Source organism: Streptococcus sp. HSISS3 (assembly GCF_000448605.1).
GTDB classification, from domain to species: domain Bacteria; phylum Bacillota; class Bacilli; order Lactobacillales; family Streptococcaceae; genus Streptococcus; species Streptococcus raffinosi.
In genome coordinates this window covers 1,152,781-1,175,863 of record NZ_CM002130.1, presented here as the reverse complement: position 1 = coordinate 1,175,863, position 23,083 = coordinate 1,152,781, and the positions used below count along the sequence as shown (strand labels likewise).

Here is a 23,083-nt window from a genome sequence, read left to right as displayed (position 1 = left end):
TGCCTGTGGTATAATAGAAGGCGACTATTTCGAAAAGGGGTTTGCTATGATAGAGACAGCCAAGCAGCAAGAACGTGCTATTTTAGTAGGTGTTGAATTGCAAGAAACAGAGCATTTTGACATGTCCATGGAGGAGCTTGCCAGTCTTGCCAAAACAGCAGGAGCAGAGGTTGTAGCTAGCTATACCCAAAAACGTGAACGCTATGATAGTAAGTCCTTCGTAGGTTCAGGAAAATTAGAGGAAATCAAGGCCATGGTAGATGCGGATGAGATTAGCACTGTCATTGTTAATAACCGTTTAACGCCTCGTCAAAATACCAATCTTGAAGCAGCCTTTGGCGTAAAAGTCATTGATCGTATGCAATTGATTTTGGATATTTTCGCCATGAGAGCCAGAAGCCATGAAGGGAAACTTCAGGTACATCTAGCCCAGCTCAAATACATGTTACCACGTCTAGCTGGTCAAGGGATTATGCTCAGTCGTCAAGCGGGGGGCATTGGTAGCCGTGGACCTGGTGAAAGTCAGTTGGAGCTCAATCGTCGTTCCATTCGTAATCAGATTGCTGATATTGAACGTCAATTAAAGATTGTGGAGAAGAACCGAGAAACCATTCGTGAAAAGCGTGTTGATTCAAGTACCTTTAAAATTGGCTTGATTGGTTATACCAATGCTGGAAAGTCAACTATCATGAATCTTATGACGGATGATAAACAATATGAGGCCAATGAACTCTTTGCGACTCTTGATGCCACAACGAAGAAAATTTATCTTAAGGACCAATTTCAAGTGACCCTGACGGATACGGTTGGATTTATTCAGGATTTGCCAACAGAATTGGTTGCAGCTTTTAAATCAACGTTGGAAGAAAGCCGTAATGTTGACCTACTTTTGCATGTCATTGATGCCAGTGACCCCAATCATGAAGAGCATGAAAAGGTGGTCTTGGACATTCTCAAAGACTTGGATATGAGTGATATTCCACGCCTTGCTATCTACAATAAGATGGATGTAGCTGATAACTTGGTGGCAACCGTCTTTCCTAATGTTCGCCTCTCAGCGCGTGACAAGGGGAGCAGAGAAACACTTAGAAGACTCTTGATTGATGAGATTCAGCAACTGTTTGAGCCTTTTAGTATTAAGGTTCATCAAGACCAAGCTTATAAACTCTATCAGTTGAGTCAATTGGCCTTACTAGATAGTTACAACTTTGAGACAGAAGTGGAAGAAATTACAGGATTTATTTCCCCAAAAAATAAATGGAAATTGGAAGAATTTTATGACTGATTATATGGATTTAGCTTTGAAATATGGTGGTTTTACAAGTTTGGATAAGGTTTATTTGAAAAATGCCCTGTCTGATCTTTCGGACAGTCAAAAATTGGCCTTTATTACCCCTCCACCAAGTGTCATTAATGCTTATTTTGCAGAGATCTACCAGAAACAATCTCCAGAAGCAGCAACGGATTACTACTTGGAGTTGTCAAAAGCATTGGATTTGTTTAATTTGGCACCATCTTTTGATGAGCGTAAGCCCTTTATTCGTCTCAATCTTTCGGGAAAATCATACGGTTTTTGCTATGAAACAGATGATGAGGTTGCCCATGTCTTTTCAGAGCAATTAGAGGTTCCAACAACGACTATTTTGTTTGAACTTGCTCAAGTTTTTCCACAGTATAAAGTTTATCTTGAAGGAAGCAAAATTAAGATGGCTAAGGTTGACTTTGATGAAGAGGTGCTAGAAGAACTAACTCCAGAAGGTCAGCTTCTTAGTCGTGTGTCTAAGCTTAAGGGAAATGTCATTAAGTTGGCTAGTTTCAATCAGGATGAATTAGTCGAACTTTTGGCTCAGTATAAAGGGCAAGTGATTTATTATGGCTTTGCACAACGTGAATGCCTGGCTTATATTGTCCAGAAATAAGAAGAACAATAGATAGAAAGTATAGAACGTTATGGAATTACAATTTTTAGGGACAGGAGCTGGACAACCATCCAAGGCTCGGAATGTATCGAGCTTGGTTTTGAAGCTACTCGATGAAATCAATGAAGTCTGGATGTTCGATTGTGGGGAAGGAACCCAGCGTCAGATTTTAGAAACAACGATAAAGCCTCGTAAAGTTAAGAAAATCTTCATCACGCATATGCATGGAGACCATATCTTCGGCTTGCCTGGCTTCTTGGCGAGTCGTTCCTTCCAATCCAGTGAAGAACAAACAGATTTGGAGGTTTATGGTCCAGTAGGTATCAAGCAATATGTTATGACCAGTCTTCGTACCTCGGGGACACGTTTACCTTACCATGTGCATTTTACTGAGATTGATAAGCATAAGTTAGGCTTGGTTATGGAAAATGACAAATTTGCTGTTTATGCTGATAAGTTGGATCATACTATTTTTTGTGTTGGCTACCGTGTGGTTCAAAAAGACCTAGAGGGTACTCTGGATGCTGAGGCCCTCAAAGCAGCTGGTGTCCCATTTGGACCACTCTTTGGTCAAATCAAGAATGGTCAAGATGTGGTTCTTGAAAATGGTACAAAAATCATTGCCAAGGACTATATTTCTGCGCCTAAGAAAGGCAAAGTGATTACTATCTTGGGTGATACCCGGAAGACGAATGCTAGTGTTCGTCTGGGATTGGGTGCTGATGTCTTGGTTCATGAGTCAACTTATGGTAAGGGTGATGAAAACATTGCCAAAAGTCATGGACATTCAACCAATATACAAGCAGCCCAGGTCGCTAAAGATGCTTCAGCCAAGCGTTTGTTACTCAATCATGTTTCAGCTCGTTTCTTGGGCCGAGACATCGGTAGGATGGCGGCAGATGCCCAAACGATTTTCAAAAATACCTACATTGTACGAGACTTGGAAGAGGTAGAAATCTAATGGCTAAACAACGTATTATCGCTATTACGGGTGCCTCAGGAGGTCTTGCTCAAGAAATTGTTAAGCAGCTCTCCCCCAGTGATGGCATTATCCTCTTAGGACGAGACAAGGACAAGCTGGAGAAATGCTATCGTCATGTGGAAAATAAAACCTGTCTTGCCATTGACCTTAGAGACGACAATGCCATTAATGAAATGGTAAATTATCTCTATCAACGTTTTGGCCGTATTGATGTTTTTATCAATAATGCTGGCTTCGGCGAATTTAAATCTTATGATTGTTACACTAGCCAAGAAGTCCGTGATATGTTTGATATCAATACCTTTGCGACCATGACCTTTTCACGTCTGATGGCTGAGAAAATGGTGGAGCAAGGCCATGGCCATATCATCAATATCGCCAGTATGGCGGGGAAAATTGCGACAGCCAACTCAAGTGTCTATGCAGCGACAAAGTTTGCGGTAATTGGCTTCTCAGATGCCCTGCGTCTGGAACTAGCTGATAAGGGCGTTTATGTGACAACCGTCAATCCAGGTCCAATTGAGACAAGCTTCTTTGATCAAGCTGACCCCTCTGGAGCTTATCTTGAGAGTGTTAAAAAGTTTGTCCTCAGTCCTAAGTACGTGGCTAAAAAGATTGTCCGTATTCTGGGCAAAAACAAACGAGAAGTCAATCTGCCACGACTCTTAGCAGTTGCTCACAAAGGCTATACGCTATTTCCACGCATCTCGGACAAGCTAGCTACCAATATATTTAACTACAAATAGGGGGGTGCTAGACGGCATCAAATATCCAATCTTATTTAGAAAACCTCCAGCACTATAGGTTAAAAAAGGAGTTAAGATGTTAGAATACAAACAAGAAATTCCAGCGATGGAAGACCTACTCGCACTCTACAGCTCGGTTGGCTGGACCAATTATACTAACAACCCATCTATGCTAGAAGAAGCTGTCAAAGCCAGTCTCTGGCAGTTGTCAGTCTATGATAAGGAGGAGCTAGTAGCCTACATTCGCTTGGTAGGAGATGGTCACTCTGTCATTTTTGTGCAGGACCTCTTGGTGCAACCAGATCATCAGCGCCAAGGTATCGGAAAGAAACTCTTAGAAGAGGCTTTAGCAACTTTCCCCAATGTCTATCAACGGCTCCTTGCCACTGAACGTAGCGAGAAAAATCTAGCCTTTTACCAATCTCTGGGTTTTGTCGAACTTTCAGAGCAAGCCTGTACAGGGATGATTTATAAAAATTGATGTAGAGGATTTCCGGACAGGGAATCCTTTTCTTCTTGTTTTACCCTACATTGCTTGAAAACGATAGTAGAATAGAGTTAGATAAAAGTAAGAGGAGAAAAGACAAGACAAATAAGGGAGAAATATCCAGAATATTATTTTGCTTAGAAAAGCAGGTCTTGATTATAAATGTACTACGAGTCTATGCATCTTCCGATTTTTTCCGTTCTCTTTTTAGAAAACTCAGACTTCTATCCAGTCTGATAAATTTATTCATGTTATAATAAGTAGACTAGATGACAGGGAGAAAATATAAAAACATGATTACATCAACGTATGATTGGAAAATAAATACAAAAGAGCCAGATGCTGGCTTTTTTAAACTTGCCAAAGAACATGGGCTGGCAGAAACAGCAGCCAAGATTGCCTATGAACGTGGCATTACGACAGAAGAGAATATTGAAGACTTTCTCAAGGCTGATTTATCACACCTGCATGACCCCTATCTTCTGCATGATATGGATAAGGCAGTGGCTAGAATTCGTCAAGCCATTGAAAATTATGAACAAATCTTAGTCTATGGAGACTATGATGCGGATGGTATGACATCAGCATCGATTGTCAAGGAAGCTCTTGAAATGATGGGCGCTGAAGTTCGAGTCTATTTGCCTAACCGTTTTACAGATGGTTATGGGCCAAACGAAAGTGTCTACAAGTACTTCATTGAACAGGAAGGCATTTCACTCATTGTTACAGTTGATAATGGGGTAGCGGGGAATGAGGCTATCGCTTATGCGCAAGAGCAAGGTGTGGATGTTATCGTTACTGACCACCATAGCATGCCAGCTCAGCTTCCAGATGCCTACGCTATTGTCCATCCGGAACATCCAGATGCCGAATATCCTTTTAAGTATTTGGCAGGTTGTGGAGTAGCTTTCAAATTGGCAACGGCCCTCCTTGAGACCATTCCTACAGAGATGCTGGACTTGGTAGCCATTGGGACCATTGCCGATATGGTTAGTCTAACGGATGAAAATCGTATTATGGTCAAGGTGGGTCTGGAAATTCTAAAGACTACTGAGCGTATTGGACTGCAAGAGTTACTCCGTATTTCAGATGTAGACCCAACAACGATTTCTGAAGAAACAGTAGGTTTTAAACTGGCCCCTCAACTCAATGCCTTGGGGCGCTTAGACGATCCAAATCCAGCTATTGAACTGCTGACCGGATTTGACGATGAAGAAGCTCAAGCCATTGCTCTGAATATAAATGCCAAAAAATGAAGAACGCAAGGAAGTTGTTCAAAAAATCTTTGATGAAGCCATGACTATGGTAGACTTGGATAAACCTGTTCAGGTTTTGGCTAAGGAAGGCTGGCATCCGGGTGTTCTCGGCATTGTTGCTGGTCGCATCATGGAACAAATCAGTCAGACAGTGGTAGTTTTAAATATCGAAGCTGGCCTGGCTAAGGGTTCAGCCCGTAGTCTGGAATCTATCAATATCTTCCATGCCCTAGATAATCATCGAGACATTTTTACTGCTTTTGGAGGGCATGCTGGAGCAGCTGGGATGACCCTTCCAGAGGAAAATCTTGGTCAACTCTCCGATATTTTGTGCCATTATGTCTATGACAATGACATTGATACAAGCGCTAAAAATACACTCAATCTAGACGAGGAACTCAAGCTCAGTGAGCTTAGCTTGGATACTATAAAGAGCCTGGGGAAATTAGCTCCTTTTGGCATGGATAATAAAAAGCCAGTCTTTTGGCTACATGATATTACAGTGACTCAAGCCAGGACTATGGGACAAAATGGAGCTCATCTTAAGTTTAAGGTTAAACAAGGCAAGGCTAGTTTTGATGTTGTCGCCTTTAATAAAGGTCATTTGCTTCAAGAATTCCAACAAGCTCAAGGTTTGGAATTAGCCGTGACCTTATCTGTAAATGTTTGGAATGGTCAGACAACACTCCAGCTTATGCTTGAGGATGCGCGTGTAGAAGGCATCCAATTATTTGATATTCGTGCTAAAAATATGACTCTACCAGAAGGCGTACCGATGGTAGAAGAAGCATCAGACACAGCACCTGAGGTAGTCCTTAATAAGTTGCCTGAATCTGCGACAGAATTGAAAGAGTGGTTTGAAGGTAAGGATTTCCAAGCGATATACTTTAAGAATAGCATCAAACAGGCTTATTATCTGACCGGCTATGGAACCAGAGAGCAGTTCGCAAGGCTCTATAAGACCATCTACCAATTTCCAGAGTTTGATGTCCGCTATAAACTGGATGACCTCAGTCATTACCTTAAAATTGATAAAATTCTCCTTATCAAGATGATTCAGATTTTTGATGAATTGGACTTTGTGACCATTGATAATGGTGTTATGACAGTCAATAAAGAAGCTGAAAAACGTGACATTGAAGACAGTCAGATTTTCCAAGACCTTAAACATTTAGTTAAGTTCCAAGAACTTATGGCTTTGGGAACACCACGGGAAATTTATGATTGGCTCTACAAGTCAGAGCAGTAGTGACCAACTAAGATGATTGGTTTAGAATCTAGGGGTTAGTATTTTCTAAATCCACGGTTTCATGCTATAATAATATGTAAATATTTTTTGGCAAAATGCCTATAGGAAGAACAAATGAAATTAGAAGACTATATTGCATCTATTGAAAACTACCCTAAAGAAGGGGTTACTTTCCGTGATATTAGCCCATTGATGGCTGATGGAAAAGCTTATGGCTATGCTATTCGTGAAATCGTTCAGTATGCTACGGATATGAAGATTGATATGATTGTTGGTCCAGAAGCACGTGGTTTCATTGTTGGATGTCCAGTTGCTTATCAACTTGGAATTGGCTTTGCGCCAGTTCGTAAACCTGGTAAATTGCCACGTGAAGTCATTTCAGCAAATTACGAAAAAGAGTACGGTGTTGATACGCTTTGTATGCACGCTGATGCCATTAAACCTGGTCAACGTGTCCTTATCGTTGATGATCTCTTGGCGACTGGCGGAACTGTGAAAGCCACAATTGAAATGGTAGAACGCCTTGGCGGTGTTGTTGCTGGTTGTGCCTTCTTGATTGAACTTGACGGTCTTAATGGACGTCAAGCTATCGAAGGCTATGACACTAAAGTATTGATGAACTTCCCGGGATAATTTATTCCTGATTTTACAAAAGGCCTTAGGGCCTTTTTAACTCTTTTAAACAGAATATGCTTTCTTATATAGTTTTAAGCTATAGCTAACTAGAGAAAATATATATTTGATAACAATACCTCCCCGGTTTATAATATGAAGATAGAATAGACAAGGATGGAGATGTTGTTATGCCTATAAAACTTGATAATAAGTTACCAGCTCTTGATGTATTGCGTTCGGAAAATGTCTTCATCATGGATGAGAATAGGGCTAGTAGTCAGGATATACGACCAATGGAGGTCCTAATCCTTAACCTAATGCCAACTAAAGAAGTGACAGAAACCCAGTTGCTACGTCTTTTGGCAAATACGCCACTACAGATTAACGTTGAGTTTCTTTATATGGCTAGCCATAAATCGAAAAACACCCATGCCGAACATATGAAGACTTTTTATAAGACATTTGATGAAATCAAGGACAAGTATTACGATGGTCTTATCGTGACGGGGGCTCCTGTTGAACAAATGCCTTTTGAGGAAGTTGATTATTGGCAGGAATTGACACGAGTTTTTGACTGGTCTAAAAAGCATGTTTATTCAACCCTTCATTTGTGTTGGGGAGCTCAAGCAGGCCTCTATTACAAACATGGGGTTGACAAGGTTGCCTTGCCAGAGAAATTATCTGGAATCTATAAACAAACCGTTGACATGCCAGAAAATTTCCTCATGAATGGCTTTGATGACAGCTTTGTATCACCTCACTCACGCTATACAGAAGTTACTCTTGAAGACATCAAAAATAAGACAGATTTAGATGTCGTTGTCTCAGGTCCTGAAGTAGGATTGTCTATTTTAGCCAGTAAGAATCTTCGTGAGGTTTATAGTTTTGGCCACTTTGAATATGACCGGGATACATTGGCTAGAGAATATCGAAGAGACTTGGATGTTGGCATAAACCCTGATGTACCAGCAAATTATTTTCCAGAGGATGATCCTAATCAGGAACCTCAACTGCGTTGGAACCTTGCGGCATCAGCTTTCTTTAGTAATTGGATTAACTACGCAGTCTATCAAGAAACACCTTATCGTTTAGAAGAGTTGGAAGACGATTTTTCATTCTACGGTTATTTGTAGCAGACAGATTCAAAAGTCTTATGTGTGACTATTTAGACTTTTTGAGTTAGTCTAGCAACTCTGAAAGGTTATTATGAGTTTTTTGAACAGTATCGATCAGGAAATCTGGTCCTTCCAAACGCCTTGTTTTTCCATTTTAAGGATATTTTTCCGTCGGCGGATGACTTTTTAGTCTGGCAATTTCTCTATCTGCAAACGACAACTCAGATTGGAGAAGTGGCTTCTAGTCAGATTGCGCAGGCAACTGGTAAGACACCAACTGAGGTCAATAAGAGCATTACGACATTGACCGAGGCTGGACTCCTTGATGCCACAACAATTAAGGTTAATAATGAAATTGAGATGGTTGTCGATGCTTCACCTGCTTTAGCTATTTTAGATAAGCTAGTGAGTAATGAAAAGACGACGACTGGTCCTGTCGTTGGTCAACCAACCAATACACAACTCATCAAACAACTGACGGATGAGTTGGAACAGGCTTTGGGAATCTTGAATCCTATGGTTATTGAAGATTTAAACAAGGAAATTCAAGAAGAACATACTGATCCTGAACTTATTCGTGAGGCTTTGAGAGAAGCTGTCTTTAACCAAAAAACAAATTGGAATTACGTTAAAGGTGTTCTTCGCAACTGGAAATTGAGTGGCATCACTACTAAACTTCAAGTTGAACAGCGTCGTTTGGAGCATCAAGGAAAGAAACAGGCTCATCAGGTTTCGGAAGACTTCAAAACAGGAATGGATGCAGCCCGTCAATTATGGGGTGGTCAATAATGTTAGGAAGAAAACGTGTTAATGAGGCTCTAGCTCTCATGGGAGAGATGTTTCCCAATGCTCATGGAGAGTTGGAGTGGAAAACTCCTTTTCAACTCCTTGTTGCGGTTATTTTATCTGCGCAAACAACAGATAAAGCTGTTAACAAGATTACTCCCGGTCTGTGGGCTCGTTATCCAGAAATTGAAGATCTAGCATCTGCCAATCTTGATGATGTTGAAATGTGCTTACGTACCATCGGCCTCTACAAGAATAAAGCTAAGAATATCATTAAAACGGCAAGAGCTATTCTAATGAATTTTGATGGGCAAGTTCCCAAAACACACAAAGAATTAGAGAGTTTACCTGGTGTGGGAAGGAAAACAGCTAATGTTGTTTTAGCCGAAGTTTATGGGATTCCGTCCATTGCTGTTGACACACATGTCTCACGTGTTTCGAAACGCCTAAATATTGTTGCAGAAGATGCAACTGTAGAGGAAATTGAAGCAGAGTTGATGAAGAAAATCCCCAAAAGAGACTGGATTATTAGTCATCATCGCATGATTTTCTTTGGACGTTATCATTGTTTAGCTAAGAATCCTAAATGTCAGTCCTGCCCTCTTCAAAGCTATTGTAAGTATTATAAGGAAATGATTAAGAAATAAGTTGGAGAATGTGAGTTTCTTCAACTTTTTTATAGCTGTAAGATTTTGTTACAAACTAGTAACTTGACAAAAGTCTCAGGCTTTAAGAAAATAGAAGAAACGATTTAGAAGCAGGAGCGGTATAGTATGGCTGAATTCAGTAATGAAGAGTATCTCAGAGCCTTAGCAGATAATGGTGATAGAGAAGCAGCCAAAGAATATGAGCAGGCTTTGGATAATCGTATCTTTCAGTTGCAAATTTCTTTGGCTCAAACGAGTGATCCGCAGGGCCGTAAGGAAGTGCAAAAACTCTTGGAACAAGAGGAAAAGAAAAAAAGGGACTACTTTCAAGAAAAAGAGGAAAAAGCTGTGAGCGAATTTAGACGTCGTAAGAATGAACCTACTAGAAGTAGGAAGGTTTCGAGTTTTGATAGGCTAAGAGACCCTAAAGTGATTAGATGGGTGATTGGCGTTGTGGCAGTAGCTGCTGTTGTGATTCCTGTTGTCACTCTAATGTGGTATAGTAATAACCAAAACGAAAACGTAACCAATCCTTGGAAAAATGGCCAGTTAGCCAAAAGTAAGGAAGCAGCTGCAGCATCTTCAGATAATCAGTCCTCTAATGTTGATACGTCATCATTGTCTGATCAGCAGTTAGAAGACTGGGTAGTTTCTACCTATGCCAAGGAACAAGGCTCAACAGGCGAAAGTTATAAAAATCTGGGTTGGAATGTTTATTCATGGACTGACGATGACGATAATCTAGTCTATGCCCAACTCTCTGATAGTTATGGTAATAATGTCCTTCTTTTCCGAGTTGACAAAAAAGGTCAGTTAGAAGCCTATGGTGGTCTTGATGGTTCAAGTGGATCTTGGGACGTCGTTTCCAAAAAATATTCAACAAGCTAATTAAACCGTTATAAAACGCCTGACTAGGGTGTCTGAGACTGTCTTTTGACAGTCTTTTTTGGTATAATTTAAGGTAATCGTGTATACAATTAAAAAGTTGATTATGGAGATTTGAGATTATCAGTTGGACGGAACTTTTTTAGTCTCCTCGGATTTTTCACTAATCAGTTTTAAAAAGGAGAGTTGTCGTGTCAGACTATTTATCGGTCACCTCTTTAACTAAATATTTGAAAATGAAATTTGACCGTGATCCTTATTTAGAGAGGGTATATTTGACAGGTCAGGTTTCCAATTTTCGTCGTCGGCCTAGTCATCAGTATTTTTCTCTTAAGGATGAGGGAGCTGTTATCCAAGCAACAATTTGGGCAGGAGTCTTCAAAAAACTTGGTTTTGACCTCGAAGAAGGGATGAAAATCAATGTTGTTGGTCGGGTGCAAATCTATGAGCCTAGTGGTTCCTATTCGATTATTATCGAGAAAGCTGAGCCAGATGGTGTGGGTGCCTTGGCTCTCCAATTTGAACAGCTTCGTAAGAAACTAACTGCTCAAGGTTATTTTGACGAGCGTCATAAACAGGCTCTTCCTAATTTTGTCAAAAAGATTGGGGTTGTCACGAGTCCTAGTGGTGCGGTTATTCGAGACATCATTACAACAGTTAGTCGTCGTTTTCCCGGAGTGGAGATTTTACTCTTTCCTACCAAGGTTCAAGGAGAAGGAGCTGCACAAGAAATTGCTGAAAATATCCAAAGAGCCAATCAAAGGGATAATCTGGATCTTTTAATCGTCGGTCGTGGTGGAGGTTCAATCGAAGATCTTTGGGCCTTTAACGAAGAAATTGTGGTGCAATCGATTTTTGAGAGTCGTTTGCCTGTGATTTCTAGTGTTGGTCATGAAACCGATACGACTTTGGCTGACTTTGTAGCAGATCGTAGGGCAGCTACCCCTACAGCAGCGGCAGAGCTTGCAACGCCAGTATCTAAGGCGGATACCTTGGTTTGGATTCGGGAAAGACAAAACAGGGGTTATCAAGCTTGTTTGAGACGTATACAGTATAACCAAGAGCGTTTAGCCAAATTGTCACAGTCTATTGTCTTTAGGCAGCCTGAGCGCCTTTATGACGGCTATTTGCAAAAGCTTGACCAATTGACAACCCGACTTGAAACCTTGATAAAGCAGGAGTTTGAACGTAAACAAAAAGAAACGGCTCTTTTAAGTCAGAGACTGCAAGGTTTGAATCTCTTTGCTAGTGTAGAGAATTATCAGGACCGTCGGGAGTCCTTACAGCGTTTGTTAGTTACTACAACCAAGAACACCCTTAACGGCTATCGTGTCAGACTAGAGAAGGCACAAGAGGCTCTATTATCACTGGACACTAGTCGTATTGTTGCAAGGGGCTATGCTATTGTCAATAAAGACGATAAGCCCCTAACCACTATCAAGGATATTACTGAAGGTGATCAATTAACTATCCAAATGAGGGATGGAGAACTAGAAGTAGAGGTAAAAAATGTCAACGAAAAAAACATTTGAGGAAAATTTACAGGACCTAGAAGCCATCGTTACTAAACTTGAGACAGGCGATGTTGCTCTTGAAGATGCTATTGCGGAGTTCCAAAAGGGTATGGCCCTGTCTAAAGATTTGCAGAAGACCTTGGAAGATGCTGAAAAGACATTGGTTAAGGTTATGCAAGCAGACGGTACAGAAACGGAAATGGATGCCTAATGACTAAGCGTGAAAAAATTGATGCTGCTATCCGTGATTACTACCAAAAGAAGAATCTTCCAGTATCAAATGAACTGATTACAGCTATTCTTTATTCAGTTGATGGTGGCGGTAAGCGTATTCGTCCTCTCATTTTCTTGGATTTGCTTGAAGGATTTGGTTTAGAGTTAACTGATAGTCATTTTGATGTCGCAGCGAGTCTTGAAATGATTCATACAGGAAGTCTGATTCACGATGATTTGCCGGCCATGGATAATGATGATTACCGTCGAGGATGTTTGACAAACCATAAAAAATTTGACGAAGCAACGGCGATTTTGGCTGGTGATTCTCTCTTTTTAGACCCCTTTGATTTACTTGCCCAAACAGAGCTATCAGCAGAAATTCGTGTTGAATTGATTCAAGCTCTCTCTCATGCTTCGGGAACCTTTGGTATGGTAGGTGGTCAGATGCTGGATATGAAGGGTGAAGGTCAAGAACTTGATTTATCACAACTGGCTCAGATTCATGAACATAAGACAGGTAAGCTCTTAACCTTTCCTTTTGTGGCAGCAGGTATTGTTGCTCAACAAGGACGAGAGGTTTTGGACAATCTTCAGGAAGCCGGTCAGCTGATTGGTCTAGCCTTTCAAGTGCGTGATGACATCTTGGATGTGACAGCTGATTTTGAAGCCTTGGGAAAAACACCTGGAAAAGATGTGGTGGCTGGGAAATCAACTTACCCTGCCCTACTTGGTTTGGATAAATCATATGACATTCTTGAGGAATCTCTTAACAAAGCTGAGGCTATCTTCCAAAATTTGGCTGAGAGTCAAGTTTTTAAAAAGGACAGCGTTATAGAAATCATAGAAAGGTTACGACTCCATGCCTAAGGAAAGAGTAGATGTCTTGGCCTATAAACAAGGCCTTTTTGACACACGAGAACAAGCTAAACGTGGCGTTATGGCTGGTTTGGTTGTGAATGTTATCAATGGTGAGCGTTATGACAAACCTGGTGAAAAAATTGATGATGCGACAGAGTTGAAGCTTAAAGGGGAAAAACTCAAGTATGTCAGTCGTGGAGGTCTTAAACTTGAAAAAGGCTTGAAGGTTTTCAATCTCTCAGTTGAAGGCATGACTACGATTGATATTGGTGCTTCGACAGGTGGTTTTACTGATGTTATGCTTCAAAATGGGGCTAAACTGGTTTATGCTGTTGATGTCGGTACTAACCAGCTGGTTTGGAAACTGCGTCAGGACGAACGTGTTCGTTCCATGGAACAGTACAATTTTCGTTATGCTGAACCTACCGATTTTACTGAAGGCTTACCATCATTTGCATCTATTGATGTCAGCTTTATCTCTCTTAATCTGATTCTACCTGCTTTGGCTAAGGTATTGGTTGATGGTGGACAAGTTGTTGCCCTGGTCAAACCGCAATTTGAGGCAGGTCGTGAACAAATTGGGAAAAATGGCATTGTCCGTGAGAGCAGTGTTCATGAGAAGGTGCTAGAAACAGTCACTGCTTTTGCAGTTGATTATGGCTTTTCGGTTAAAGGGTTGGATTTTTCCCCTATTCAAGGTGGCCATGGTAATATTGAGTTTCTGGCCCACTTAGAGAAAACAACTTCGCCTAAGAATGAGGTTATATCCGCTATCAAGGAAGTTGTAGCACAAGCACATAAGGAGTTTAAGAAAAATGAAGAAGAATGATCGTTTGGAGCTAATCCGAAAGATTGTCCAAGAAAATAAAATTACGACTCAGGGAGAATTGGTTAAAATACTCCAAAACGAGGGATTAAAAGCTACTCAAGCCACCGTATCACGTGATATTAATGAAATTGGAATCACAAAAGTCCCTTCTGAAGATGGTTCCTATATCTATGGGCTTTCAAATGCCCCTAGACGTTTAGGTGTATCTCCAGTTGGATCTAAGCGCTTAATCCGTATTGACCGTCAACAAGCTTTCATGAATATCCAGGTTCAGCCTGGAACTAGTCGTCTCATCAAAAAGATTCTTTTGGACGAATACAAGCACTTGATTTTTAGTTTAATTGCTGACGATGACACCCTCTTTTTAGTGGCTCAGTCAGAATTAGCAGCTATTGAATTACAGGGACAGATTGTCAAGTGGGTTGAAGAATAGGAGGATTTATGCTTCTCGAAATTACGATAAAGAATTTCGCAATTATTGAAGAAATTTCTCTTAACTTTGAAAATGGGATGACTGTCCTTACTGGTGAAACGGGAGCTGGGAAATCTATTATTATCGATGCTATGAATCTAATGCTAGGGGCACGGGCCTCTAGTGAAGTGGTACGTCATTCAGCTCCCAAGGCAGAAATTCAAGGGTTCTTTTCAATTGAACAAAATCCTACTTTAGTCAGTCTCTTGGAAGATAATGGGATTCCTGTTGAGGATGAATTGATTATCCGCCGTGAAGTCTTCCAAAATGGTCGAAGTGTTAGTCGTATTAATGGCCAGATGGTGAATCTAACCATTCTTAAGGCAGTAGGACATTTTTTGGTCGATATTCACGGTCAGCATGATCAGGAAGAACTCATGAGACCTGCTCTTCACATTAGCATGTTGGATGCTTTTGGAGATAAGGCATTTTTCCAAACGAAGAAAAAGTATCAAGAATATTTTGACCGCTACCGTGAGTTAAGAAAAGCTGTTCTTGAAAAACAGAAAAATGAGCAGGAGCATAAAGCTCGTATTGAAATGCTGGCTTTTCAGATAGCAGAAATTGAGGCAGCTTCCTTAAAATCAGGAGAAGATTTTGCTTTGATGAAGGAGCGAGATAAACTACTGAATCATAAGCAGATAGCTGATACACTAACAAATGCCTATGTCATGTTGGATAATGAAGATTTTTCTAGTCTATCCAATGTCCGCTCTGCCATGAACGACCTTCAATCCCTTGAAGAGTATGACTCTGATTACAAGGAACTCTCTGGTAATCTATCAGAGGCCTATTACGTTCTTGAGGATGTAACCAAACAGTTGGGTGATCTTTTAGATAATCTAGACTTTGATGCAGGTCGTTTGCAGGAGATTGAACACCGTTTAGATACCATTAATGCTATTACCCGTAAATATGGTGGAACTGTCGATGATGTCTTGGATTACCTGGACAATTCGACTAAAGAATACAACCTTCTGACTGGGAATTCCAGCTCATCAGATGCCATGGAACAAGAGCTTAAGCAACTGGAAAAAGACTTGCTTGCATCTGCAGAGACCTTACAGGCGGCACGTCATCAGATTGCAACGGCTCTTGAAGCAGAGATTAAGGCTGAGCTATGTGACCTCTATATGGATAAGGCAGATTTTAAAGTAACCTTTACGAAGGGAAAATTTAACCGTGATGGCAATGAACAAGTTGAGTTTTACATTTCGACTAATCCTGGCGAAGGCTTTAAACCGCTTGTTAAGGTTGCGTCAGGAGGAGAATTGTCTCGACTTATGTTAGCTATTAAATCAGCTTTTGCCCGAAAAGAAGACAAAACAAGTATCGTCTTTGATGAAGTGGATACTGGTGTTTCAGGCCGTGTTGCTCAAGCCATTGCTCAGAAGATTCATAAAATTGGAAGCCACGGTCAGGTCTTAGCCATCAGTCACCTTCCGCAAGTTATCGCTATTGCTGATTATCAGTTCTTTATTTCTAAGGAAAGTGATAATGAGACGACGGTATCGCGTGTCCGTCTCTTGACTCCTGACGAAAGGGTTGAGGAAATTGCTAAGATGCTTGCTGGTGACAATGTGACCGATGCTGCCTTGAGTCAAGCAAGAGCTTTGCTGAAAGTAGATGGTCCTGTTTAGATAAACAGTTGGGCAAATCTCTCTAGTCGTGCTATAATAGAATATAAATTTTTGTTAAGCGAGAAAATTATGAGTAAAATTAGAATTGTAACTGATTCATCAATCACGATTGAACCAGAATTGGTTAAAAAGTATCAAATCACTGTTGTGCCATTATCAGTTATGGTTGACGGTGTCATCTATTCAGATAGTGATCTTCGGGAAGAAGGTCGCTTCTTGGAAATGATGAAACATAGTAAAGAGCTGCCAAAGACAAGTCAGCCGCCAGTAGGTCTGTTTGCTGAAACTTATGAAAAACTTGTCAATGAAGGCGCTGAACATATCGTGGCCATTCACATCATGCATACTCTTTCTGGGACTTGTGAAGCCTCACGTCAAGGTGCTAGTCTTTCAGGTGCTGATGTGACTGTTATGGACTCGGGTTTTACAGATCAATGCCTTAAGTTTCAAGTGGTCGAAGCGGCTAAATTAGCTCAAGCAGGTGCTAGTTTGGAAGAAATTGTAGCACGTGTTGAAGAAGTAAAAAGCAAATCTGAGCTTCATATCGGCGTCTCTACCCTTGAAAACCTAGTCAAAGGTGGTCGTATTGGACGTGTTACAGGACTCTTATCATCATTACTCAACATCCGTGTCATTATGGAGTTGAAAGATTATCAGTTGAATACTATTGTTAAAGGTCGTGGGGCTAAGACCTTTACAAAATGGTTGGATGCTTACATTGACAATATCAAAGATCGCAAAGTAGCAGAGATTGGTATTTCTTATGCAGGAAAACCGGATTTGGCGCATGAACTTGCTTCGAAACTTGAGGTATTGGATGCTCCAATTTCAATTCTTGAAACAGGGTCAATCATTCAAACACACACTGGTGAAGGCGCCTTTGCCGTAATGGTTCGCTATGAATAAGTTGAAAGAATCTGTATTATTTAGAAGCCTTCTGGGCTTCTTCTTGCTTTTTTTCGTATTCGTCGTGCTCTTTGTCTTCATCGTGCCAAGTAATCATCAGTCATTAAAAACTGTCGGAAAACTGAAGTCTGATAAAAAGGATACGGTCACCTATGTTGCTATCGGGGACTCCCTTACTCAAGGTGTAGGGGATACCACGAATCAAGGCGGCTTTGTTCCTATTTTGTCTCAGGCAATGGGGGCAGATTTTAACTGGCAGGTGACCTCAAATAATTATGGCATTGCGGGAAATACCAGTAACCAAATTCTCAAACGGATGAAGGAAAAAGCAGACATTCAGAGGGACCTTAAAAAAGCCAAACTAATGACTTTAACTGTTGGCGGTAACGATGTCATGCATGTTGTTAAGGATAATATCACTAATCTTAGTGTTGATACCTTCAACAAACCTGCTGTGGCTTATCAAAAGAGGCTGCGACAAATTGTTGAGCTGGCTCGTAAGGACAATAAAACATTGCCAATTTATATCGTTGGTATTTACAATCCCTACTATCTGAACTTTCCAGATATGACAGAGATGCAAACGATTGTTGATAATTGGAACAAAGCTACAGAAGAAGTTTCCAAGGAATATCAAAACGTTTATTTTGTTCCAGTCAATGATTTACTCTATAAGGGAATTGATGGTAAAGGGGGCGTGACCAGTTCGGATGAAACATCCCAGTCCTCTAAATCATCATCAAAGAACCTTAACGATGCCCTTTTTGAGGATGATCATTTTCATCCCAACAACACAGGTTATCAAATTATGTCAGATGCTATTTTGAAACGTATTACGCAAACAAAGAAGGAGTGGTCAGGTGAGTAAGGTATGGAAATGGCTATTTTTAGGGCTGCTTGCCTTGAACTTAGCGCTAGTAAGTGTTGTGACATATAGAGTCATGACCCCAGTAGAAACAAGTTCAGTGTCCTTACCTAAGGGTGCTACCAAAATTGGACGTTATAGCATGACAAAAGAAGAACTTGATGCAGCTCTAACCGGTTTTGCTCAAGATTATTCCACTGATAAAATGCATTTCAAGGTTAATGTCACTAATTCTAAAATTGTTTTTGAGAGTAGTTATAAGGTTTTAGGATATGCTGTCCCCCTCTATGTTTATTTCACCCCGGTTGTCAGTGAATCAGGTGCAATCGTTTTAAAAGTTTCTGATCTTTCAGCTGGCTCTTTAAGCCTCCCTGTTTCAGATGCTCTTAAGATGATTAAGCGTTCGACAAAGTTACCTGATTATATTTCCATTGATAACAAGAAGGAAAAGGTTACCCTAAATATTCAATCAATGAAAAATGAAAAAGGAATAACGGCACGTGCAAAGAGTCTTGATTTGGTCAATGACCGTATCGAATTTGACATCTACAAGACAATAAATTAAAAAGCCTTTACTTTTTGCAAAAAAGCAATGAAATTAGCGTTTATTGCTTGACCTGATAGGTCTTTTAGGATAAGATAATACTTGTCCAAGCGCTAGAAAAACTTTACGCTTAGAAATATATTGGAGGATTGTTACAATGGCTAACAAACAAGATTTGATCGCTAAAGTTGCGGAAGCAACAGAACTTACTAAAAAAGATTCAGCAGCAGCAGTAGACGCAGTTTTTGCTTCTATCGAAGAATTCCTTGCTGCAGGTGAAAAAGTACAATTGATTGGTTTCGGTAACTTTGAAGTACGCGAACGTGCTGCTCGTCAAGGTCGTAACCCACAAACTGGTGAAGCTATCTCAATCGCAGCTTCTAAAGTTCCTGCATTTAAAGCTGGTAAAGCTCTTAAAGACGCAGTTAAATAATGTTAAAACCCCTAAGCTTTTAGGGGTTTTGCTTTACATGAAATGATAGAGGGAAACTATGACAACCTTAACCGTGGTAATGATTTTTCTTCTGGTTTTCACAGTTATAAAACTATCAGGTATTGTTGCTATAAGTAAGCTGATTAAGCCTAGTGAAGAACAGATTGAAGAAGCACGTCAAAAACGTCTTCAAGCTGAAAAAGAGGGCAAAGACCCTTTTGAAGACTGGGATGAACATGACGATGATGGTCTTGTCTAACAAGAGAATCCTCATCAAAGTATACAAAAAGGGCTTGGAGATTTTTCCAAGCTCTTTTTTAGTGAATTAATCAATATAGTGAAGTTTTCCACGGAAGTCTTCAAGGCTTTCATAGCCCTTTTCTTCCATGATTTCTTTCAGTTCTTTAGTAATTCGGTCAAAGACAGCCACACCTTCTTTTTGAAGTGCAGTACCAATTTGGACCATACTTGCTCCACAAAGGATATGTTCAAAAGCATCACGCCCAGATTTGACACCACCAGTACCGATGATTTGGATTTCAGGTTTCAGACGTTGGTAGAAAGCATGAACGTTTGCCAAGGCAGTTGGCTTGATGTAGTCTCCACCGATACCGCCAAAACCATTTTTAGGTTTGATGACAACAGATTCGTCTTCAATATAAAGTCCATTACCAATTGAGTTGACACAGTTGACAAAAACAAGTGGGAATTGGTTGAAGACAGCAGCTGCTTGATCAAAGTGCACAATATCAAAGTAAGGTGGTAATTTGACACCAAGTGGTTTCGTAAAGTAAGAAAAGACTTCAGTTAGGATCTCGGTTGTTGTTTCAAAATCGTAGGCGATTTGAGGTTTACCTGGAACGTTAGGACATGAAAGGTTGAGTTCAACGAGCCCTTCATAGTCACTTTCTTGAACTTTTTTTAGAATAGTGTGTGTTTCCTCAGGTGACAAGCCAACTAATGAAAGAAAATGATTTTTTGTATTGGGTTGCTTTTGTAATTCAATGACATAGTCAAGGTAGTATTCAAAACCGTTATTAGGCAAACCCATAGAGTTGATAGAGCCAAGAGGAACATTAACATATCGAGGTTCAGGATTACCAGGGCGAGCTTCAAGCGTTCCTGTTTTTGTAACAAATGAACCTGCGGCTGAAGCTTCAACCTCTGCCAATTCTTCCTTGGTCATGCAATGAACACCAGCAGCATTCATGAGGCAGTTATCGAATGAAAACTGGCCAATTTTTGTAGCAGTAGAAACCATAAGATCCTCCTTAAAGATCACAAAGCAAAATGTTACTATTTTATCTCATTTTAGCATGAAAAGATGCCTAAAACAAGGAAAGAATAGATGGGCAATAATCTTAAAAGTGAATTCACCTAGGCATTTTTAATACCCCAGGCAAGAAGCTGTAGACTTTTACAGAATTTTTTGGATTTTGCTGGCTTTTTTAAGGTTTTTTGGGTAGAATAGAAGGAGTAAATGGGTATAACCCAAAATATAAAGGAGACATTACTAATGGTAAAATTGGTTTTCGCTCGCCACGGTGAGTCTGAATGGAACAAAGCTAACCTTTTCACAGGTTGGGCTGACGTAGATCTTTCTGAAAAAGGTACTCAACAAGCTATTGACGCTGGTAAATTGATCAAAGAAGCTGGTATTGAATTTGACCAAGCTTATACTTCAGTATTGAAACGTGCGATCAAAACAACAAACCTTGCGCTTGAAGCATCTGACCAACTTTGGGTTCCAGTTGAAAAATCATGGCGCTTGAACGAACGTCACTACGGTGGATTGACTGGTAAAAATAAAGCAGACGCTGCTGCACAATTCGGTGACGAACAAGTTCACATCTGGCGTCGTTCATACGATGTATTGCCTCCAAACATGGACCGTGATGATGAACACTCAGCACACAAAGACCGTCGTTACGCTTCACTTGACGATTCAGTAATTCCAGATGCTGAAAACTTGAAAGTTACTTTGGAACGTGCTCTTCCATTCTGGGAAGATAAGATTGCTCCAGCTCTTAAAGATGGTAAAAACGTATTCGTAGGTGCTCACGGTAACTCAATTCGTGCCCTTGTAAAACACATCAAACAATTGTCAGATGACGAAATCATGGATGTTGAAATTCCAAACTTCCCACCATTGGTATTCGAATTTGACGAAAAATTGAACGTTGTTAAAGAATACTACCTCGGAAAATAAGCTGAGTTAAGTAGTTATTACTAACAAATAGAAAAGTTGGCTTCGGTCAGCTTTTTTCTTTTCCTGAAAAAAATTGAAAGAAACGGTCAGAAAAGTCAGTCAATTCAGTAATTTTTCCTTGACTTTCAAGTTCGAAAGATGTATCATACTAGATAAGATACATCGAAAGGAAATGAGTCAAATGACATTCGCAACTACAACTACTTTGCTATTGCGTGATGAGGGCTAGTGCAAAAGCATTAGTCCTGTTTGGCTTACCAAGCGGGAGTTAAAAACATCTCGCTTGGGTTTCCGAGTGAGATGTTTTTTTACTACTATTGTTTTTATTTTTAGAAAGAGGATTGTCTATGCGTAAAGTAGAATTTCTTGATACGAGCCTTCGTGATGGTGAACAAACACCGGGTGTTAACTTTTCAATCAAAGAAAAGGTTGCCATTGCTAAACAACTTGAGAAGTGGGGGATTTCTTCAATTGAAGCTGGTTTCCCAGCAGCTAGTCCAGATTCATTTGAGGCAGTGAAACAAATTTCAGCTGCCATGACGACAACTGCGGTTTCTGGCTTGGCACGTTCTGTAAAATCTGACATTGATGCCTGTTACGAAGCTATCAAGGATGCTAAATTCCCTCAATGTCATGTCTTTATCGCAACAAGTCCTATTCACCGTGAATACAAATTGAAGAAATCAAAAGAAGAAATTCTTGAGATCATCAAAGAACATGTGACTTATGCGCGTGAACGTTTTGATGTGGTTGAGTTTTCACCTGAGGATGCTACTCGTACAGAACTCGATTATCTCTTGGAAGTTGTTCAAACAGCAGTTGATGCAGGCGCAACTTACATTAACATTCCTGATACAGTTGGTTTTACAACTCCTGAAGAGTTCGGTCATATTTTCAAATACCTCATTGAAAATGTTAAATCAGACCATGAAATCATCTTTAGTCCTCACTGCCACAATGACCTTGGTATGGCTGTAGCTAACACACTTGCAGCTATTAAAAATGGTGCTGGTCGTGTTGAAGGAACTGTGAATGGTATCGGTGAACGTGCAGGGAATGTGGCACTTGAAGAAGTGGCTGTAGCACTTAATATCCGTGAAGACTACTATCAAGCAACAAGTGATATTGTGCTTAATGAGACAGTCAACACAGCTGAACTTGTGTCTCGTTATTCTGGAATTGCGATTCCTAAAAATAAAGCCGTTGTTGGTGGTAATGCCTTCTCTCATGAATCAGGTATTCACCAAGATGGTTTCCTTAAAAATCCTCTTACATACGAAATCATTACACCAGAGCTTGTGGGAGTTAAGAAGAGCTCTCTTCCACTTGGTAAGTTGTCAGGTCGTCATGCCTTTATTGAAAAATTGAAAGAACTTGATCTTGATTTTGTGGAAGAAGACATCAAACCACTCTTTAAGAAGTTCAAAGTCTTGGCTGATAAAAAACATGACATTACTGATGCTGATATTCGTGCACTTGTGGCTGGAACTAACGTTGAGAATCCAGAAGGCTTCCACTTCCAAGATCTCCGTTTGACAACTAATGCTGATGAAACAATCACAGCAGCAGTTAGTCTAGTTAATGAAGATGGTGAGTCTGTGGAATTCTTGGCAAATGGTCAAGGATCAGTTGAAGCTATCTTCAATGCTATTGATAAATTCTTCAATCAAACAGTTCGCTTGACTTCTTATAATATCGATGCTGTAACTGATGGTATTGACGCTCAAGCTCGTGTACTCGTAACTGTGGAAAATGTAGATACAGATACTATCTTTAATGCTTCTGGTTTGGACTTTGATGTTTTGAAAGCTTCAGCAATTGCCTACATCAATGCAAATACGCTTGTTCAAAAAGAAAATTCTGGTGAAATGGCACGCAAAGTTTCTTACCGTGACCTTCCACAAGCCTAA

General features: G+C 40.3%; 24 protein-coding genes and 1 pseudogene. 24 read left to right on the top strand and 1 reads right to left on the bottom strand.

What is annotated here, in order from left to right:
- The first annotated feature begins 46 nt into the window (after window positions 1-46).
- The 22 genes and pseudogenes from hflX to HSISS3_RS05395 all read left to right on the top strand — a co-directional run bounded on the left by hflX (window position 47) and on the right by HSISS3_RS05395 (window position 19,223).
- Window positions 47-1,285, top strand: coding sequence for a GTPase HflX (gene hflX, locus HSISS3_RS05500; RefSeq protein ID WP_008534405.1), 1,239 nt, complete (start codon window positions 47-49; stop codon window positions 1,283-1,285).
- Window positions 1,278-1,919 carry a hypothetical protein gene (locus HSISS3_RS05495; RefSeq protein ID WP_021151997.1) on the top strand — a complete coding sequence of 214 codons (642 nt, stop codon included), beginning with the start codon at window positions 1,278-1,280 and terminating at the stop codon, window positions 1,917-1,919. Before hflX ends, HSISS3_RS05495 begins: the two co-directional genes overlap by 8 nt.
- 31 nt (window positions 1,920-1,950) lie before the next feature.
- A complete protein-coding gene (rnz, locus tag HSISS3_RS05490) occupies window positions 1,951-2,880 on the top strand; it encodes a ribonuclease Z (RefSeq protein ID WP_021151996.1) in 930 nt (309 codons plus the stop codon).
- The gene (locus tag HSISS3_RS05485) at window positions 2,880-3,647 is read left to right on the top strand and encodes an SDR family NAD(P)-dependent oxidoreductase (RefSeq protein ID WP_021151995.1); all 768 of its coding nucleotides are present in this window, start codon (window positions 2,880-2,882) and stop codon (window positions 3,645-3,647) included. The genes rnz and HSISS3_RS05485 overlap by 1 nt, the downstream gene beginning before the upstream one ends.
- Before the next feature lie 76 nt (window positions 3,648-3,723).
- Complete coding sequence (locus HSISS3_RS05480; RefSeq protein ID WP_008534410.1) at window positions 3,724-4,128, top strand: GNAT family N-acetyltransferase; 405 nt, start codon at window positions 3,724-3,726, stop codon at window positions 4,126-4,128.
- A gap of 299 nt (window positions 4,129-4,427) precedes the next feature.
- A pseudogene (gene recJ, locus HSISS3_RS05475) lies at window positions 4,428-6,639 on the top strand (single-stranded-DNA-specific exonuclease RecJ).
- A 114-nt stretch (window positions 6,640-6,753) separates the two neighbouring features.
- The gene (locus HSISS3_RS05470) at window positions 6,754-7,272 is read left to right on the top strand and encodes an adenine phosphoribosyltransferase (RefSeq protein ID WP_021151992.1); all 519 of its coding nucleotides are present in this window, start codon (window positions 6,754-6,756) and stop codon (window positions 7,270-7,272) included.
- 170 nt (window positions 7,273-7,442) lie between these two features.
- A complete protein-coding gene (gene metA / locus HSISS3_RS05465; protein ID WP_008534414.1) occupies window positions 7,443-8,387 on the top strand; it encodes a homoserine O-acetyltransferase MetA in 945 nt (314 codons plus the stop codon).
- A 60-nt stretch (window positions 8,388-8,447) separates the two neighbouring features.
- Window positions 8,448-9,158: a DnaD domain-containing protein gene (locus tag HSISS3_RS05460; RefSeq protein ID WP_042771865.1), complete on the top strand. Its 711-nt coding sequence runs from the start codon at window positions 8,448-8,450 to the stop codon at window positions 9,156-9,158.
- On the top strand, window positions 9,158-9,802 hold the full coding sequence (gene nth / locus HSISS3_RS05455; RefSeq protein ID WP_021151990.1) for an endonuclease III: 645 nt from the start codon (window positions 9,158-9,160) through the stop codon (window positions 9,800-9,802). Before HSISS3_RS05460 ends, nth begins: the two co-directional genes overlap by 1 nt.
- Before the next feature lie 126 nt (window positions 9,803-9,928).
- Entirely contained in the window at window positions 9,929-10,690 is a 762-nt protein-coding gene (locus tag HSISS3_RS05450) for a hypothetical protein (RefSeq protein ID WP_021145541.1), read from the top strand.
- A 188-nt stretch (window positions 10,691-10,878) separates the two neighbouring features.
- The gene (gene xseA / locus HSISS3_RS05445) at window positions 10,879-12,219 is read left to right on the top strand and encodes an exodeoxyribonuclease VII large subunit (RefSeq protein ID WP_021151989.1); all 1,341 of its coding nucleotides are present in this window, start codon (window positions 10,879-10,881) and stop codon (window positions 12,217-12,219) included.
- Entirely contained in the window at window positions 12,197-12,412 is a 216-nt protein-coding gene (locus HSISS3_RS05440) for an exodeoxyribonuclease VII small subunit (protein ID WP_002884058.1), read from the top strand. Before xseA ends, HSISS3_RS05440 begins: the two co-directional genes overlap by 23 nt.
- Window positions 12,412-13,284: a polyprenyl synthetase family protein gene (locus tag HSISS3_RS05435; protein ID WP_021151988.1), complete on the top strand. Its 873-nt coding sequence runs from the start codon at window positions 12,412-12,414 to the stop codon at window positions 13,282-13,284. The genes HSISS3_RS05440 and HSISS3_RS05435 overlap by 1 nt, the downstream gene beginning before the upstream one ends.
- The gene (locus HSISS3_RS05430) at window positions 13,277-14,104 is read left to right on the top strand and encodes a TlyA family RNA methyltransferase (RefSeq protein WP_021145538.1); all 828 of its coding nucleotides are present in this window, start codon (window positions 13,277-13,279) and stop codon (window positions 14,102-14,104) included. The genes HSISS3_RS05435 and HSISS3_RS05430 overlap by 8 nt, the downstream gene beginning before the upstream one ends.
- Window positions 14,091-14,537 (top strand): arginine repressor, encoded by a 447-nt coding sequence (locus tag HSISS3_RS05425; RefSeq protein ID WP_021151987.1) that lies wholly within the window; start codon window positions 14,091-14,093, stop codon window positions 14,535-14,537. The genes HSISS3_RS05430 and HSISS3_RS05425 overlap by 14 nt, the downstream gene beginning before the upstream one ends.
- A gap of 8 nt (window positions 14,538-14,545) precedes the next feature.
- Window positions 14,546-16,216, top strand: coding sequence for a DNA repair protein RecN (gene recN, locus HSISS3_RS05420; protein WP_021151986.1), 1,671 nt, complete (start codon window positions 14,546-14,548; stop codon window positions 16,214-16,216).
- A 69-nt stretch (window positions 16,217-16,285) separates the two neighbouring features.
- Window positions 16,286-17,122: a DegV family protein gene (locus HSISS3_RS05415; protein WP_021151985.1), complete on the top strand. Its 837-nt coding sequence runs from the start codon at window positions 16,286-16,288 to the stop codon at window positions 17,120-17,122.
- Complete coding sequence (locus HSISS3_RS05410) at window positions 17,115-17,990, top strand: SGNH/GDSL hydrolase family protein (RefSeq protein WP_021151984.1); 876 nt, start codon at window positions 17,115-17,117, stop codon at window positions 17,988-17,990. The genes HSISS3_RS05415 and HSISS3_RS05410 overlap by 8 nt, the downstream gene beginning before the upstream one ends.
- On the top strand, window positions 17,983-18,552 hold the full coding sequence (locus HSISS3_RS05405; RefSeq protein WP_004184064.1) for a YpmS family protein: 570 nt from the start codon (window positions 17,983-17,985) through the stop codon (window positions 18,550-18,552). Before HSISS3_RS05410 ends, HSISS3_RS05405 begins: the two co-directional genes overlap by 8 nt.
- A 136-nt stretch (window positions 18,553-18,688) precedes the next feature.
- A complete protein-coding gene (locus HSISS3_RS05400; protein WP_002884048.1) occupies window positions 18,689-18,964 on the top strand; it encodes an HU family DNA-binding protein in 276 nt (91 codons plus the stop codon).
- A 58-nt stretch (window positions 18,965-19,022) separates the two neighbouring features.
- Window positions 19,023-19,223, top strand: coding sequence for a hypothetical protein (locus tag HSISS3_RS05395; RefSeq protein ID WP_008534427.1), 201 nt, complete (start codon window positions 19,023-19,025; stop codon window positions 19,221-19,223).
- A 66-nt stretch (window positions 19,224-19,289) separates the two neighbouring features.
- On the opposite strand, the gene HSISS3_RS05390 is transcribed toward HSISS3_RS05395, so the two are convergent.
- Entirely contained in the window at window positions 19,290-20,225 is a 936-nt protein-coding gene (locus HSISS3_RS05390; RefSeq protein WP_021145533.1) for a dihydroorotate oxidase, read from the bottom strand.
- A gap of 255 nt (window positions 20,226-20,480) precedes the next feature.
- Here HSISS3_RS05390 and HSISS3_RS05385 point away from each other — a divergent pair, with 255 nt between their 5' ends.
- Window positions 20,481-21,173, top strand: a complete 693-nt coding sequence (locus tag HSISS3_RS05385) for a phosphoglycerate mutase (RefSeq protein ID WP_004184061.1) — start codon at window positions 20,481-20,483, stop codon at window positions 21,171-21,173.
- A 347-nt stretch (window positions 21,174-21,520) separates the two neighbouring features.
- Complete coding sequence (locus HSISS3_RS05380) at window positions 21,521-23,083, top strand: 2-isopropylmalate synthase (protein ID WP_021151982.1); 1,563 nt, start codon at window positions 21,521-21,523, stop codon at window positions 23,081-23,083.

Coding starts and splice junctions, on each gene's coding strand:
- recN (WP_021151986.1), top strand. CDS start 14,546: ATGCTTCTCGAAATTACGATAAAGAATTTCGCAATTATTGAAGAAATT.
- HSISS3_RS05400 (WP_002884048.1), top strand. CDS start 18,689: ATGGCTAACAAACAAGATTTGATCGCTAAAGTTGCGGAAGCAACAGAA.
- HSISS3_RS05395 (WP_008534427.1), top strand. CDS start 19,023: ATGACAACCTTAACCGTGGTAATGATTTTTCTTCTGGTTTTCACAGTT.
- HSISS3_RS05430 (WP_021145538.1), top strand. CDS start 13,277: ATGCCTAAGGAAAGAGTAGATGTCTTGGCCTATAAACAAGGCCTTTTT.
- HSISS3_RS05425 (WP_021151987.1), top strand. CDS start 14,091: ATGAAGAAGAATGATCGTTTGGAGCTAATCCGAAAGATTGTCCAAGAA.
- HSISS3_RS05470 (WP_021151992.1), top strand. CDS start 6,754: ATGAAATTAGAAGACTATATTGCATCTATTGAAAACTACCCTAAAGAA.
- HSISS3_RS05495 (WP_021151997.1), top strand. CDS start 1,278: ATGACTGATTATATGGATTTAGCTTTGAAATATGGTGGTTTTACAAGT.
- HSISS3_RS05380 (WP_021151982.1), top strand. CDS start 21,521: ATGCGTAAAGTAGAATTTCTTGATACGAGCCTTCGTGATGGTGAACAA.
- nth (WP_021151990.1), top strand. CDS start 9,158: ATGTTAGGAAGAAAACGTGTTAATGAGGCTCTAGCTCTCATGGGAGAG.
- metA (WP_008534414.1), top strand. CDS start 7,443: ATGCCTATAAAACTTGATAATAAGTTACCAGCTCTTGATGTATTGCGT.
- HSISS3_RS05385 (WP_004184061.1), top strand. CDS start 20,481: ATGGTAAAATTGGTTTTCGCTCGCCACGGTGAGTCTGAATGGAACAAA.
- HSISS3_RS05480 (WP_008534410.1), top strand. CDS start 3,724: ATGTTAGAATACAAACAAGAAATTCCAGCGATGGAAGACCTACTCGCA.
- HSISS3_RS05410 (WP_021151984.1), top strand. CDS start 17,115: ATGAATAAGTTGAAAGAATCTGTATTATTTAGAAGCCTTCTGGGCTTC.
- HSISS3_RS05390 (WP_021145533.1), bottom strand. CDS start 20,225: ATGGTTTCTACTGCTACAAAAATTGGCCAGTTTTCATTCGATAACTGC.
- HSISS3_RS05440 (WP_002884058.1), top strand. CDS start 12,197: ATGTCAACGAAAAAAACATTTGAGGAAAATTTACAGGACCTAGAAGCC.
- HSISS3_RS05450 (WP_021145541.1), top strand. CDS start 9,929: ATGGCTGAATTCAGTAATGAAGAGTATCTCAGAGCCTTAGCAGATAAT.
- rnz (WP_021151996.1), top strand. CDS start 1,951: ATGGAATTACAATTTTTAGGGACAGGAGCTGGACAACCATCCAAGGCT.
- HSISS3_RS05415 (WP_021151985.1), top strand. CDS start 16,286: ATGAGTAAAATTAGAATTGTAACTGATTCATCAATCACGATTGAACCA.
- HSISS3_RS05435 (WP_021151988.1), top strand. CDS start 12,412: ATGACTAAGCGTGAAAAAATTGATGCTGCTATCCGTGATTACTACCAA.
- hflX (WP_008534405.1), top strand. CDS start 47: ATGATAGAGACAGCCAAGCAGCAAGAACGTGCTATTTTAGTAGGTGTT.
- HSISS3_RS05485 (WP_021151995.1), top strand. CDS start 2,880: ATGGCTAAACAACGTATTATCGCTATTACGGGTGCCTCAGGAGGTCTT.